Origin of the sequence: Corynebacterium sp. c8Ua_99 (assembly GCF_039907185.1) — a bacterium.
Lineage (GTDB): Bacteria > Actinomycetota > Actinomycetes > Mycobacteriales > Mycobacteriaceae > Corynebacterium > Corynebacterium jeikeium_D.
In genome coordinates this window covers 1-14,159 of the sequence record NZ_JASBOG010000018.1, presented here as the reverse complement: position 1 = coordinate 14,159, position 14,159 = coordinate 1, and the positions used below count along the sequence as shown (strand labels likewise).

The window sequence follows — 14,159 nt, the reverse complement described above, 5'->3', positions numbered from 1 at the left end:
ATGTCCACACGCACATCCTCGCGCCTCAACACGCGCGACTTCATCAACATCGGCGTCTTCACTGCCTTGATGTTCGTCATCGTGTTTGCATTCGGAATGCTCGGGTTCATCCCCGTCGCCATGTATGCCGGCTTCTTGCTTTCTATCCTCGTTAACGGCATCGTCTTTGCGCTGTTCACAGCACGCACTCCGAAGATGGGGGCATTGACCATCATGCTGATCCTCATCGAAATCCTCTTCTTCGTGACCGGCCACTGGGTGGGCGGCATCGCGATCGCCGCTGTATTCGGCCTGCTCGCCGACCTAGTCATCACCAAGGGGCCGAAGAGCGTGAAGGTTCGCGTTCCGCTGGCATACGCACTGTTTATTCTGCCGATCTACGTGTCACCGTGGATGCCGCTATTTATGAACCAAGAGGCATATATGTCGCAGATCGCCGAACAAATGGGCGCCGAGTATGCCGCGAAGATGGCCCAGGTTGTCACTATCCCGATTCTGTTGGGCTTCTTCGTCGTGATGCTCATCGTTGGCTGGCTTGCTGGTCTGTTGGGAACCAGGGTCGCGCGCAAACACTTTGAACGGGCCGGTCTTGTCTAAACTTCCCGACCCGCGCACGATTATCGTAGCGCTCGTCATCGTCTCCACCACGATCTACAGTTCCTACTCGCCGTGGTTCGTGTGTGCTCTGGGCGGATTCGCTGCCGTGATGCTGGCGAGCGCCTCGATCAACCCCAACACGCTCGTGCGCCCGAGCTGGGTGGCCGTCTACCTGGCCACGTTTGCGGTCCTCGGTGGGCTCGTTTATGTGATACCCCTGGTCTGGAAATCAACAGCCAGCGCATTCCTCGTGCTGTTTCTGCAGTGGATGTGGCGATTCAGCGTCAGCGCAGGCATGGGCGCATACGCGATCGGTGTAATCCGACCTGCCACCTTGCAAAAAGCACTAGCCAGCTCACGAATCCCGACTTGTTTGACGATCCCTATCTCAGTCGCGTTACGGGTGCTGCCCGTGATCGGCCACGAGGTTAAAGCGATCTCAGATGCGATGAAGCTTCGCGGGATGTCCGCGCTTTCCCTGCGCGCGGCCCAGTACTTCACGATCCCGCTGCTATCGACCGTGGTGCGAAGCGGGGACGAACTGGCATCTGCTGCCCTTGTACGCGGACTGGGCGGAACCGCAAAGCCTACCTCAGTCACGGTCGTGAAATTCCGGGTGGGCGACGCGGTCATTCTGCTCATCGTTATCGGCTTCGCGATATGGAGAATCACCCTATGACAACAGCCCAAGCCACCGGCGTCACCTTCACCTATCGGGGAGCAGACCACCCCTCAATCACAGACGCAACCATCACCATCACACCTGGAACCGTCACCTTGCTGTGCGGCGCGTCTGGGTCAGGGAAAACTACCGCGCTACGGCTGTTTAACGGGCTGATCCCGCACTTCCACGACGGCGACCTTACCGGAAGCGTCACAGTCGACGACATTGACGTGGCACGAGTAGATCTATCAGAGCTTGCCCACCACTGTTCGACAGTGTTTCAAAACCCGCGCACCCAGTTCTACACCACTCACGTGCGCCAAGAACTCGCCTTCGGCCCAGAAAATCTCGGCCGCGACCCGCAGGAGATTAGTGCCCGCATTGACGAGGTTGCCGCCGAGTTAGGTATCGCCGACCAGTTGGAATCCCGCGTCACACAACTGTCGGGTGGGCAGATGCAACGCGTGGCCTGCGCCGTCGCCATGTGCAACAACACGTCGCTGATCGTCTTTGACGAGCCGACCGCGAACTTGTCCGCTGACGTTATCGACCAACTCGCCACGCTCATCGCCCGGCTCAAAAAAGACGGGCACACCATCATCATCGCTGAACACCGGCTGAGTTTCCTCGCCGGGATTGTCGACCGCGTCTACTGCTTCGACAAAGGCAATATCGCCCTCACCGCAACCGGCGAAGAGTTCTACGCTACCTCGGATGAGGAGCGCAAACAGCTTGGACTGCGATCCCTTGTGCCCGTGCCCATGCCGCAGCTACCGCAACCGGCAGGAGATGGGCTCACGATCGACAACCTCACCTTCGCCTACCGCCACGGAAACACAGTCCTCAACATCGACCATGTGCTCTTCCCGGAAGGGAAAATCACTGCACTGTTGGGCCCGTGCGGGTCGGGCAAATCAACACTGGCACGGATCGTCTGCGGACTTGAAAAGGCCAAGCATACATCCATCACACTCAATGGACAGAAATCCACCAGCCGTGACTCCTACCTTGTGATGCAAGACCCTACCCGACAGTTGTTCTCGGACACAGTCATTGACGAAGTCACGCTCGGCACGACCAAAGCCGAAAAGCAACGCATCGATGCCCACGCGATCCTTGAAGAACTCGACCTTGCCGACCACGAGGCTGATCATCCCCAAGCACTCTCTGGCGGGCAACGCCAACGCCTGGTTATTGCTACAGCGCTTGCTGCGAACAAGAAAGTTTACATCTTCGACGAGCCCACGTCCGGTGTTGGCTACAAGCACCTTGTCGCGATTTCCCGGGTAATGCGTAAACTCGCTGACACTGGTGCCGTCGTCATTGTCATCACCCACGACGCTGAACTCGTTACCGAGGTCGCCGACCATAGCGTCCGCCTCGACCAAATCAACGCCTGCTAACGCAAACGCCTACTTATCATTTTCGACGTCATAGTGGAGCCGATGACGGGAATCGAACCCGCGCCGCCTGCTTGGGAAGCAGGAGTTCTACCATTGAACTACATCGGCACACAGTAGGCGGAATGATTAAAAGCACGCCACGGGATTGGCACAGTAGGTGTGGCATGCAGGAAATCAGTCGCCCTCTGTAACTTCAATGTAGCACTCTCGATTCGCGTCGAAAAAATTGGTTGGCAGCAGCTCCGCTGAATTTATCGCGGGCATATCCTGCAACCCGCGCACGCTGTGCATTACAGAGCGGTTAAGCTGGTCTATGTGTTGCTCTCAGATCGTGATATTCGTGCCGCTATCGATGCCGAAGGCTCCGGCCATCTCGGCATTGATCCTTTTGACCCGAAGATGATTCAGCCTTCGTCCATCGACGTGCGTCTGGACAAGTTCTTCCGAGTTTTTAACAACTCGCAGTACACGCACATCGATCCGAAGTTGCCGCAGGAAGAACTGACGTCCCCGCACGAGGTTCCAGAAGGGCAGCCCTTCATTCTTCACCCGGGCGAGTTCGTCCTGGCATCGACCCTGGAGTACTTCACTATTCCTCCGAACTTGGCAGGCCGCCTGGAAGGTAAGTCTTCGCTGGGGCGTCTGGGCCTGGCAACGCACTCGACCGCCGGCTTTATTGATCCAGGGTTTTCAGGTCACATCACGCTGGAGCTATCCAATGTGGCGAACTTGCCTATCGCACTGTGGCCAAATATGAAGGTCGGCCAGCTGGCACTGTTCAAGATGTCCTCGCCGGCAGAAGTGCCTTACGGTTCCGGCAAGCTCGGTTCGAAGTATCAGGGGCAGCGCGGCCCGACGCCGTCGCGTGCGTACCTGAACTTCCGTGATGAGGAATAAGGCACCTGAAACTCGGGATATGAACTCGGAATATAAATGAATTGTGAATAGCCCCGAGTGAATTCTCGGTGAAGAAATGGAAACAATTGTTCAATAAAGAGTTTCCGCAGGTGAAAAGCCTAAATATGGGCCTTTAGTTCACACCATTTAAGGGTTAAATCGGCTTGAGGGCCTTTTATCTTTCGATAAATAATAGCCCTTATGCGTATTACGGTTATTGGTACGGGTTACCTTGGCGCCACTCATGCCGCGGCGATGGCGGAGTTAGGCCACGAGGTTCTCGGCGTAGATGTTGATCCCGCCAAGATTGAGGCATTGTCCGCAGGCCAAGTTCCTTTCTTTGAACCCGGCTTGCCCGAACTGCTAAAGAAGCACGTTGAGTCGGGGCGACTACGTTTCACCACTAACTACGACGAGGCTGTTGAATCTGCGAACGTCCACTTCGTAGGTGTCGGAACTCCGCAGGTCAAGGGCTCGTACGCAGCCGATGTTCGCTATGTGGACGCAGCTATTACCGAATTGGCCAAGCGCGTCGTCGGCAAGCATTTAGTGTTTGGTAAGTCCACTGTGCCCGTCGGTACCGCACCGCGCTTGCAGGAGCTGGCTGCGGAGATGCTCAGTGAGCGCGCCGCATCCGGCGACGATGAGTTGAAGAACACCAGTCTCGAGATTGCCTGGAACCCGGAGTTCCTGCGCGAGGGCTTCGCGGTGAAGGACACTCTCGAGCCGGACCGTGTGGTGCTGGGCACCCAGAAGCCGGGCATGATCCTCAATGGTGCAGGTCAGGAAGTCGAATCGATCGCTGAGGAAAGTCTGCGCGAGTGCTTCGGCCCTATCTTTGAGCGTGAGACGCCGTTTATCGTCGCGGACACCGCCACCGCAGAGCTGGTGAAGGTGTCGGCGAACGCATTCCTCGCCACCAAGATTTCCTTCATCAACGCGGTCTCTGAAATCTGTGAGGTCACAGGTGCGGATATCACCACGCTTGCCGACGCCATCGGTATGGACGCTCGAATTGGCCGCCGCTTCCTCAATGCGGGGCTGGGCTTCGGCGGCGGTTGCCTGCCGAAGGATATCCGCGCATTTATGGCCCGCGCTGGTGAGCTGGGCGTTGACCAGGCGCTGACTTTCCTGCGCGAGGTCGATGCAATCAACATGCGTCGCCGTGAAAAGACCGTTGACCTGGTACGCGGCAGCTTTGGTGGCTCGTTGCTCGGTCACACCGTGACTGTGCTGGGTGCGGCTTTCAAGCCGAACTCTGACGATGTGCGTGACTCCCCGGCGCTGTCGATTGCCGGTTCGCTGTCGTTGGCAGGCGCTTCGGTGAGCGTTTACGACCCACAGGCCATGGAGAACGCCAAGAAGAATTTCCCGACCTTGGAGTACGCACCGAGCATCGAAGCAGCTCTGGAAGGCTCGGAGATGGTTGTCGTCGCCACCGAGTGGCAGCAGTTCCGCGATATCGACCCGGTGGTTGCGAAGAAACTGGTCAAGCGCGCAGCGGTGCTTGACGGCCGCAACTGCCTGCCAACCGATCAGTGGCGTGCCGCAGGCTGGGATGTCACCTGCCTCGGCCGCGGCTAAATGCTAGCTGCTCGCGAGCGCTTCGGAAACTTCATACCCTCCGGAGCCACGGTATAGGCGGCGATAAGGGTGGTAATCGGCACCGCGAGTACCAAAGCAACCGCACCGATGGTGGAACGCAGTAGTTCTGTGGCCACTACATCGGAGGTCAACGACTGCATCAGCGGCCGGTCGGAGACGCTTAACAAAATCGATAGCGGCAGTGCGGTGCCGAGGTACGCCAGTACCAGTGTGTAGACCATCGACGCGATGTGGTCGCGACCGACGCGCATTGCCGAGCGGAAGACCTCCATAGGCCGCGACCGCGGAGCTGCTTCGTAGAGCTCCTGGACGGTAGAGGCCTGGGCGATGGTGACGTCGTTAAGCACACCCAACGCGCCGATGATGAATCCCGCCAGAAGCAGACCTGTGACGGAGACGTCAGGCAGGTAAAGCTGAATAAGCAGGTTGTCCTCGTTGCCGAGACCACGTAGCTGCGACGTGGAGATTGCGAGGTTGGCCAGGCCCGCCGCCAGCACCATCGTGGTGAGTGTTCCCGCCAGTGCGGAAGCTGACTTCCAGTTGATGCCATGAACGAGGAAGAGCACAGGGAAGAGAATCGCCGCGCCCGCCGTGATGGCTAAGGCCACAGGATCGCCGCCGCGTAGCAGTGCCGGAACCAGAAATCCCATCACTGCGGCCAACGTGATGCCAAGACCAATGAGGCTCAAGACTCCGCGAGTCATGCCGACGAGGATGATGAGAAGTACTGCCGCGCCGAGCCACAACCAGATCGTCGTGGTGCGATCCATGTCCAGGAAGGTGTAGGTGTTGCCGATGCTAGCGGTGTCGACAACCTGATGAGGTGCGAGGTCGACGACATTAGTGTCGGCCTCGGGAGCAGCGGGGGCAGCGGGGGCAGCGGGGGCTTCTGCGCCGGATTCAGGTGCTGGTTCCTGCTCCGGGGCTGGAGCTGGGGCCGGAGCCTCTGCATCAGGAGCAGGCTCACCCTCTGCGCCCTCAGGGGCAGGCGCGGGCACAACTCCGGGAGCCGGTGTCATCAACCCCGAATCCGGCACGGCACCATTGTCGACAGCTCCGGTACCGGCCGCGTTTGGACGGTGAATTGCCAGGACGACCTTGTCTCCCTCCTCCAGCTCAATCTCGCCGGGAAGGCCGGATGCCTCCAGCAGAGTCTTCTTGCCCTCGTCTGGACCCGAGGTCAGCTCAATGACCGAGAGCTGGCACTTCGGCGCCGCGGGGTCGTTGAGCGAAGCCGTCAGCCCTGGCCGCGGCTGGTCGTCGAAGACGCGTCCGTTGTCAGGCGAATTGCACGCGCCGACGCTGTGCTTTACGACGGTTCCCTTGACCGTCTCTGCAGCTGACGTCTGTGACTGCAGGAATCCCGGCCCTGGGCTCGGAGCTTCACCCGATGGCCAGAGCCCAATCACTGCGAGGAAAGTGGCAATACCAGCAACTGTGAGAACTGTGGCCAGTAAGCGACGTGCTCTTGTGGGGTTGTGCCGCGGTTTCGTTGGTTTTGGTTTGGCTTGTGCAGGTTCGTTTTGCCGTGCCGGTGCTGGTTTTGAATGTGCGGCAGGCTCTGCAAGTCGTGCTGGGGCAGCCGAGGTTGCAGAGTTGGGTTGATTCGCGGTATTGACAGCCCGGAACCGGCCGGTAGGGGAGCCGCTGTTCGAGTTCTTCAGTACGTCGAGATGCGCACCTATGTCGGAACCCGGAGCAACGTGAAAAGGTTGCTGGTTGTCAGAGTTCATTGAATCTTTTGAATGCCTGCCCACCCTTAATAACCTAATCGCTGCACCAGCACCGGAAGGCGTACCGCCATTCCGGCGCGCCGAGCCGTAGTCATCAGCGCTATGGCTCACCTATCGATGCAATACTCACTCATCGATGCGCTCCAGTGTGTCCATAAGTGAATAGCGCATCGATATGTGAGAAGGGCAGAACCAATAGCGTGCGCAACCCTAAGTACTGCTATTGCTTGTAGCTGACCAGGAAGTTGCCCAGGCGCTCGATAGCTTCCTTCAGGTCGCGTGCCCATGGCAGGGTGACAATTCGGAAGTGATCCGGCGTCGGGTAGTTGAAGCCAGAGCCGCCGACCATCAGGATCTTCTCTTCACGCAGGATATCGAGCATCAGCTTCTCGTCATCGTGAATTTCGTAGACGTTCGGATCCAGCTTCGGGAATGCGTACATGGCGCCCATCGGCTTTACGCAGCTCACGCCCGGAATTGAAGTCAGTCCCTCGTAGGCGACATTGCGCTGCTCCAGCAGGCGACCGCCTGGCAAGATCAGGTCCTCGATGGACTGGTAACCGCCAAGTGCCACCTGAATGCCGTGTTGAGCAGGGACATTCGGGCACAGACGGGTGCTGGCCAGCAGGTTGATTCCCTCGATAAAGCCCTCTGCGTGGCGCTTCGGGCCAGTCAGTACCATCCAGCCCGCGCGGTAGCCGGCCACGCGGTAGGTTTTGGACAGGCCGTTGAAGGTGATACAGAGCAAATCCGGGGCCAAGGAAGCAGTGGAAATGTGCTCTGCATCGTCGTAGAGGATGCGGTCGTAGATTTCGTCGGAAAGCAGCAGGAGTGAGTGCTCACGAGCGATATCGACGATGGCTTCGAGTGTCTGGCGTGTGTAGACCGCGCCGGTCGGATTGTTCGGGTTGATGATGACAATCGCCTTCGTGCGATCCGTCACCTTCGAGCGAATGTCTTCGACATCCGGAGCCCAGTTATTCTCCTCATCACACGTGTAGTGGACGGCCTTACCGCCGGCGAGGGTGGTTGCTGCCGTCCAGAGCGGGTAATCCGGAGCTGGAATGAGGACCTCATCGCCCTCGTTGAGCAGCGCCTGCGTGGTGATGGAAATCAGCTCGGAGACGCCGTTGCCCAGCCAGACGTCGTTGACGTCGAAACGGGGGAAGTCCGGGTCCATCTCATAGCGCGTGACGACGGCACGGCGTGCGGAGTAAATACCCTTGGACTCGGAGTAGCCCTGTGCGTGGGGGAGGGCGCGGACCATGTCCTGCACGATGGTGTCAGGTGCATCAAAGCCGAACTTTGCCGGATTGCCGGTGTTGAGCATCATGATGCGGTGGCCGTCGGCCTCCATCTGTTCGGCGAGAGTAGTCACCGGACCGCGAATGTCGTAGAGGACGTTCTGCAGCTTGGAGGATTGGTCCAGTGTCTTCAGTGGAGTGCGGCGAGGTGCCCTGATGTTTCCACGACGGGCGGCAACACGGGCAGCACGGGACTGCTCGGCCTGAGCGGCCTGCGCAGTCTGAGCGTCCTGCGTTGTCTCGTTGGTGGTTTCGGTGCCCTGGGAAGTGTCTTTACTGGAACTCACCTGTCTAAGCATGCCACTTTTTTGCTCCCGCACCATGCTTTTCTCACAGCGGGGGCAGATTAATTGCACATTGATTGCGCAAAAGCGCCCTGCATGAGGATGCAGGACGCTTTACTGGGTTGCGGGCAGCTGGGGTTCTGGCTGCTAGTTACTGCTTAACTGCGGAGCCGTCGATCTGCAGGGAAATCTCGTTGCCAAGGAGCAGGCCGCCAGTCTTAATAGGAGCATTGTAATCGATGCCGAAATCGGTGCGGTCAATCTTGGTGGCTGCTTCGAAGCCAACGCGAGTCTGACCCCATGGGTCTTCAGCGGAGCCGAAAATGTCGACATCCAGGGTGACCGGCTTGGTGATGCCGTTGATGGTCAGGTCGCCGGTAACGGTGGCCTTTTCTTCGCTCTGGAGCTCGATAGCGGTGGAAACGAATTCGAAGGTTGGGTTTTCGTCGGTGCCGAAGAAGTCCTTCGAGCGCAGGTGGTTGTCGCGCTCCTCGTTGTTGGTGTTGATGGAGTTCGCCTGAATGGTCGCCTTTGCCGTGGAATTCTCCGGCTTGTCGGCATCAAAATTAATAACGGACTCAAACTCAGTGAACTGACCGTGGACCTTAGTGATCATTGCGTGACGAACGGTGAATCCAACGGTGGAGTGCTGTGCATCAAGAACGTAGTTGCCAGACTGAAGAGCCATAGTGAATCTCCTAAAAGTTAAAAGTATCTCGAATGTTTCGAAGTATTTTTGTCCGCCGGAACCAACTTTCAGTGTTGACGTGTCAACGATAACTCTAGATGTGATGATGTGTCAACAAAGGTCAAAGAAAATGCCGAATATTTTTTAGAAGCGCACATCCGGTCGGGCGATCGGTTCGGGGTTTTGTCATGGCTGGGCGAGGCTCCTTTGGTTGGAGGCGGTTCATGTGGAGTCGTTTTAAGTGCTTATGCCCAGCATAACAGGCGTTGACATGTCAACAACTGCTATTTAGGATTGAGAATTATGCAATTCGGAATTTTTACAATTGGCGACGTCACAAAAGATCCCACGACTGGACAAATCCCTACTGAACATGAGCGAATTAAGGCAACTGTCGCCCTAGCGAAGAAGGCCGAAGAGGTCGGCCTCGATGTATTTGCTACTGGCCAGCACCACAATCCACCGTTTGTGGCACCGGCGAACCCGCCGATTTTATTAGCCAACCTCGCAGCACAGACCGAAAATCTGATTCTGTCGACCTCGACAACGCTGATTACCACCACCGACCCCGTGCGCATCGCCGAGGATTACGCCTACCTCCAGCACCTTTCCGAAGGTCGCATTGATCTGATGATGGGCCGCGGCAACACCGGGCCGGTTTATCCGTGGTTTGGCAAGGATATTCGCAAGGGAATTCCGCTGGCCATCGAGAACTATCACCTGCTGCGCACCCTTTGGCGTGAGGAGAATGTGGATTGGCAAGGTCAATTCCGCACTCCGCTGCAGTCATTTACGTCCACACCGCGCCCGCTCGACGGTGTAGCACCTTTCGTGTGGCACGGCTCAATCCGCTCCACTGAGATTGCTGAGCAGGCCGCCTTCTATGGGGACGGCTTCTTCCATAATCACATTTTCTGGAATATCGAGCACACCACAGCCATGGTCAATCTCTACCGCCAGCGCTATGAGCACTACGGTCATGGTGCTGCTGATCAGGCAATCGTCGGGCTTGGCGGTCAGGTCTTCGCCGCTGAGACGGAGAAGAAGGCCAAGGAGATTTTCCGCCCATACTTCGACAATGCCCCGGTCTATGGACATGGGCCATCTCTGGAAGAATTCGAGAACATCACTCCACTGACCGTCGGCACGCCTGAGCAAATCATCGAACGTTACCTGGGCTATGCAGACGCCGTTGGCGACTACCAGCGTCAGCTCTTCCTTATCGATCACGCCGGCCTGCCGCTGGAAATGGCGTTGGAGCAGGTTGAAATCCTGGGAACCGAAATCGTTCCGGTCCTGCGTGAAGAGTTCGAGCGCCGCCGTCCGGCGCACGTGCCTTCCGACCCGCCGACGCATGCCTCGCTGGTTGCCGAGGGCGCAGATTCCCCGCACCTTCTCGTCCGCCCGGCTGAAAGGAATCAGTAGTGAAAAAGCTCGTCGTCGTAAGTGCCGGTGTTTCCGATCCATCAACCACGCGCATCCTTGCCGACCGCATCGCGGAGGCCGTCGAGGCGCAGGTCTCCAAGCGTGGCGAGGGGCTCCAAATTGAGTACGTCGAGCTGCGCGAACTCGCTGTCAGCCTCGGCACTGTGATGTCCACAGGGCTTTACGACGAAAAATTGCGCGCCGCCCTCGAGACTGTCAGCGGTGCTGATGGATTGATTGCCGCGACCCCGGTGTTCGCAGCGTCTTACTCGGGGTTGTTCAAGATGTTTTTCGACGCCCTGGATAAGGATGCGCTGACTTCCATGCCGGTCATTATTGCTGCGACGGCTGGCACAGCACGACATTCGTTGGTGCTGGAGTATGCGATGCGTCCGCTGTTTAGCTACCTGCGCGGCACGGTTATGCCGACTGCTGTATTTGCAGCCACTGAGGACTTTGGTGCTGGCGATGGTGCCGGAAATGGCGCCGGCGGAGTGTCCGGCGCGGAGATGAACAATCGCGTCGTGCGTGCAGCTCGTGAGCTTGCCGAGTACCTTGTCGGTGTTCGCTCGGCCGTAGTCGGTTTTGGTCCAGATTTTGGGAACGAAGCTGAAGAAAAGGGCGCGGAGCATTCAGCGGGCGGGGCCAGCGAGGGGAATCGGGGTGTTGGCGAGCCGAACCAGCGACGCAGTACAAACACGCGGGTGGATACTAACGTCACGGATTTTGTCACACTGCTAGAGGGGCTCGACGGCACCGCGAAGTAGCCGCGCTCACGTGAAGGGGCGGCAGAGGAGGGGTAGGGGGTCAGCGCTCTTTAGCGGCACCACGGGAGGTTGTAGTAGTCGCAAGAGAAGGTATCGGAAAGAGCGTATTCCTTAACTTGCAGGTCGTCGCTGCTGGTTGTAGCTGTCGGTGCTGCGGTAGCGGCCGGGGCGCCGGTCAGCGCGCTCAGGGAAAGTGCTGCGGATGCAATGGTGGTAGCAAGAACAGAAGTGCGTCGAAACATTAGGTAGTACTCCGAAAGATATCTGCCTCGGCAAAGTGTCAGGGCTTTGTGGACTGCCGGACTTCGCCAGTGATTAATAAAGAAATCATAACTATTTAATCAAGAGTGTGAAGTGTGGAGGTCTCTCTACCTGCCCGCGCCTGGGGGTGGCCATTCGGCTACTCTCTGGTGTCTTTATGTAGGTGGACTAGTGGCCGAAATGTTGATTGTCTAGTACCAAGTGGCCGACCGAGGCATTTTTGAATTGGTTCAAAAGGCGTAGTTCTGATGCGATTGAATTGATCGCCGAAATCTTATTGTGGCGCCCATAATCGCTGGTCAAGGTCAATTAGATGTCGTATTTTCGCGTGGCAGAAATCGGTGAGATTCCATTTTTACTATGTGGATAATTGCTGCGGCCGTCGTAAAGCCAGTCGAAAGGTTTCCATTACAAAACGCTGAATTTCGACTTACCTTTGCAGGTGTCAGTTCAAGTATTTCCTTACGAGTTGCTCGTCACATCCTGAAAGGATTTCGCCGTGAAGAAGACCCTGCTCTCCGGCTCCATTGCAGCCCTGGTTACCATGTCCTCGCTGGCTGTCGCCCCGATGGCGGAAGCTGCCCCAGCCCCTACCCCGGGCACCGTCGGTGGCACCTGCTCCGTTGAAGGCCAGTCCGGCCAGTCCCTGAAGATCACCGGCTCGAAGTTCGAGGTCGAAGGTACTGCGACTGTCGCTAACTACGGCGACACCGACCTGCCGCTGACCCAGACCCTGAAGGAGGGCAAGACCAAGTCCTGGAACGTCGGCGGTTCGGTCGACTTCGACCTGCTCAAGCTCTTCCATGTCACCTTTAGCGCCGGCTACCAGTCCACTCAGACCTGGGAAGTTGGCCAGACCCTCGGCCCGTACCCAGTCAAGCCTGGCTACACCGGTGTTCTGGAGTATGGCTTCCTGAACCAGTCCTTCGAAGGTACTCACCTGACCTGTAAGGGCGGAAAGTGGATCGACGCAGGTCGTCCGTACTGGGGCACCATCCCGAAGGAGCGCCACATTCGCGTTTCCATGCGCGCCAACGAAGCTGATCGCTCCGTCGACGGTGCTGCTCCGGCACAGGTCAAGGAGTACGCCGTCTAAGACGGGCTGAGCCTCTTTAAGACCTCGAAGCAGAAGGAAGTTTCTCCATGTTGAGCCTGAAAAAGAAGGCCCTGGCCTGCGCGGTGATGGGTGCAAGTCTTCTTGCACCAGGCATCGTTGGACAGGCCGCGGCGACCCCGCTGACCCAGACCCCTGACCAGGATGAGCACCACACCGGTTTCACCAATACGGATAAATGTGACCCGGTCAAGGATGCCAAGCGTCACCCCTGGGAACAGTGGATTACCGACGAATGGGACCGCTACAACGGCACTAACTCATTCACCAACCGCACTGACCGCCCTATTCAGTACACCCTCGAGGTGACAGAGGGAGTCAACGAGTCTGTGAAGGCCATGAGCTCCGGAAATATGTGGGACGTGTTCCTCCACGGGGTGAAGAACAAGTACGGCATCGTCGAGGTCAGTCAGTGGTCGGTTGGCGACAAGCTGGGCCCGGTGACCGTCAACCCCGGTGAGACCGTTCGCGCAGACTACGGCGTGCACATGAAGTCCTTCATTGGCCGTGTTCGCACCTGTGACCAGAAGACCGGCCTGTGGCGCGGTGAGCCCTACTTCGGTGAGTACAACGGCAAGGGGCCGTCGACTCGCTTCGTGGTCTGGCACAAGACCACCAAGGAGGGCGAGCACCGTCAGCAGTGGGCGCCTGTCAGCGGTAACTCCGGTGACGGCGGCCCGGCATCCGCCACGATTAACGACTAGGAGCAGTTATGAAAAAGCGTGTTGTCGCCATGTGCTTGACGACGGTCTTTGCGCTCGGACTCGGTGCTCCGACAGCGGTGGCCGCCCCGAATCCAGGAGCCGGTGAACCGTTCGCGCCGGAGGAGTGGGTACCAGTGCCCAAGCCGGCGGCAGTTGACCGCGGTCCGGCACCGGGAACCACTTGTGAAGCTCCGGGTTCGGTGGCTGAGTTCGTGGAAATCACCGGCTCTCGCTACGACGTTGAGGGCGTTGTTTCTACGAAGAATGACATCGGTGATGAGCCGATTCCGCTGACGCAGACCATCAAGGAGTCCAAGACCAAGAAGTGGTGGACCAATATCTCTGTCAGTGTGAAGGTCAGCAAGGAGCTCAACCGCAAGTACTCCTGGGAATACTCCCGAGAGATGGTTTGGAGCCTCGGGCAGAAGATCGGGCCATACGAAGTACGCAAGGGTGAAACTGGTCGTCTGAGCTGGGGATTCCTGGTTGACGAGTTCGCCGGACAGACTGTTCGCTGCAACGCCAACTCGAAGACGTGGGAGCCAATTGGGCGCACCTACTTCGGTGTGGCTCCGCGCGAGCGACATGTCGAGGTGACCATCCAGTAGTTACACAGTTCTCTCTCCACACTCAGCACGGGTAAAAGGGGCATATTCGCGAAAGTGAATATGCCCCTTTTTGCTATCCATCTCGGGCCTGCAAAGGCTCAATTC

General features: G+C 57.9%; 14 protein-coding genes and 1 tRNA gene. 10 read left to right on the top strand and 5 right to left on the bottom strand.

The window, feature by feature from the left end:
- Genes QKE19_RS09765 through QKE19_RS09755 form a run of 3 tightly spaced genes read left to right on the top strand, consistent with a single transcriptional unit; the run spans position 1 to position 2,664 of the window.
- Positions 1–597: an MptD family putative ECF transporter S component gene (locus QKE19_RS09765; RefSeq protein WP_016421585.1), complete on the top strand. Its 597-nt coding sequence runs from the start codon at positions 1–3 to the stop codon at positions 595–597.
- The gene (locus QKE19_RS09760; RefSeq protein WP_347890886.1) at positions 590–1,276 is read left to right on the top strand and encodes an energy-coupling factor transporter transmembrane component T; all 687 of its coding nucleotides are present in this window, start codon (positions 590–592) and stop codon (positions 1,274–1,276) included. The genes QKE19_RS09765 and QKE19_RS09760 overlap by 8 nt, the downstream gene beginning before the upstream one ends.
- Entirely contained in the window at positions 1,273–2,664 is a 1,392-nt protein-coding gene (locus QKE19_RS09755) for an ABC transporter ATP-binding protein (RefSeq protein WP_347890885.1), read from the top strand. The genes QKE19_RS09760 and QKE19_RS09755 overlap by 4 nt, the downstream gene beginning before the upstream one ends.
- A gap of 34 nt (positions 2,665–2,698) precedes the next feature.
- Here QKE19_RS09755 and QKE19_RS09750 read toward each other — a convergent pair.
- Positions 2,699–2,772 (bottom strand) — tRNA-Gly (locus tag QKE19_RS09750).
- Between the two features lie 207 nt (positions 2,773–2,979).
- On the opposite strand from QKE19_RS09750, the gene dcd reads away from it, so the two are divergent.
- Together dcd and QKE19_RS09740 are read left to right on the top strand one after the other, a co-directional pair.
- Positions 2,980–3,561, top strand: a complete 582-nt coding sequence (gene dcd, locus QKE19_RS09745) for a dCTP deaminase (protein ID WP_038626826.1) — start codon at positions 2,980–2,982, stop codon at positions 3,559–3,561.
- A gap of 201 nt (positions 3,562–3,762) precedes the next feature.
- The gene (locus QKE19_RS09740) at positions 3,763–5,145 is read left to right on the top strand and encodes a UDP-glucose/GDP-mannose dehydrogenase family protein (protein ID WP_347890884.1); all 1,383 of its coding nucleotides are present in this window, start codon (positions 3,763–3,765) and stop codon (positions 5,143–5,145) included.
- On the opposite strand, the gene QKE19_RS09735 is transcribed toward QKE19_RS09740, so the two are convergent.
- The 3 genes from QKE19_RS09735 to QKE19_RS09725 all read right to left on the bottom strand — a co-directional run bounded on the left by QKE19_RS09735 (position 5,142) and on the right by QKE19_RS09725 (position 9,175).
- Entirely contained in the window at positions 5,142–6,575 is a 1,434-nt protein-coding gene (locus QKE19_RS09735) for a YibE/F family protein (RefSeq protein ID WP_187404903.1), read from the bottom strand. The genes QKE19_RS09740 and QKE19_RS09735 overlap by 4 nt on opposite strands.
- A 544-nt stretch (positions 6,576–7,119) precedes the next feature.
- On the bottom strand, positions 7,120–8,502 hold the full coding sequence (locus QKE19_RS09730; RefSeq protein ID WP_306295413.1) for a pyridoxal phosphate-dependent aminotransferase: 1,383 nt from the start codon (positions 8,500–8,502) through the stop codon (positions 7,120–7,122).
- A gap of 136 nt (positions 8,503–8,638) precedes the next feature.
- A complete protein-coding gene (locus tag QKE19_RS09725; RefSeq protein WP_016421578.1) occupies positions 8,639–9,175 on the bottom strand; it encodes a YceI family protein in 537 nt (178 codons plus the stop codon).
- Between the two features lie 303 nt (positions 9,176–9,478).
- Here QKE19_RS09725 and QKE19_RS09720 point away from each other — a divergent pair, with 303 nt between their 5' ends.
- Positions 9,479–10,600 (top strand): CE1758 family FMN-dependent luciferase-like monooxygenase, encoded by a 1,122-nt coding sequence (locus QKE19_RS09720; protein ID WP_049171747.1) that lies wholly within the window; start codon positions 9,479–9,481, stop codon positions 10,598–10,600.
- The gene (locus QKE19_RS09715; protein WP_347890883.1) at positions 10,600–11,367 is read left to right on the top strand and encodes an FMN reductase; all 768 of its coding nucleotides are present in this window, start codon (positions 10,600–10,602) and stop codon (positions 11,365–11,367) included. Before QKE19_RS09720 ends, QKE19_RS09715 begins: the two co-directional genes overlap by 1 nt.
- A gap of 50 nt (positions 11,368–11,417) precedes the next feature.
- On the opposite strand, the gene QKE19_RS09710 is transcribed toward QKE19_RS09715, so the two are convergent.
- Positions 11,418–11,609: a hypothetical protein gene (locus QKE19_RS09710; protein ID WP_049191052.1), complete on the bottom strand. Its 192-nt coding sequence runs from the start codon at positions 11,607–11,609 to the stop codon at positions 11,418–11,420.
- A gap of 518 nt (positions 11,610–12,127) precedes the next feature.
- Here QKE19_RS09710 and QKE19_RS09705 point away from each other — a divergent pair.
- From QKE19_RS09705 to QKE19_RS09695, 3 genes are read left to right on the top strand one after another with little or no spacing between them, the layout of a single operon-like run.
- Positions 12,128–12,724 (top strand): hypothetical protein, encoded by a 597-nt coding sequence (locus tag QKE19_RS09705; RefSeq protein ID WP_048734421.1) that lies wholly within the window; start codon positions 12,128–12,130, stop codon positions 12,722–12,724.
- Positions 12,725–12,771: 47 nt separating this feature from the next.
- Positions 12,772–13,446: a hypothetical protein gene (locus tag QKE19_RS09700; protein ID WP_005511744.1), complete on the top strand. Its 675-nt coding sequence runs from the start codon at positions 12,772–12,774 to the stop codon at positions 13,444–13,446.
- Between the two features lie 8 nt (positions 13,447–13,454).
- Complete coding sequence (locus QKE19_RS09695; protein WP_016421572.1) at positions 13,455–14,054, top strand: hypothetical protein; 600 nt, start codon at positions 13,455–13,457, stop codon at positions 14,052–14,054.
- Positions 14,055–14,159: the final 105 nt, after the last annotated feature.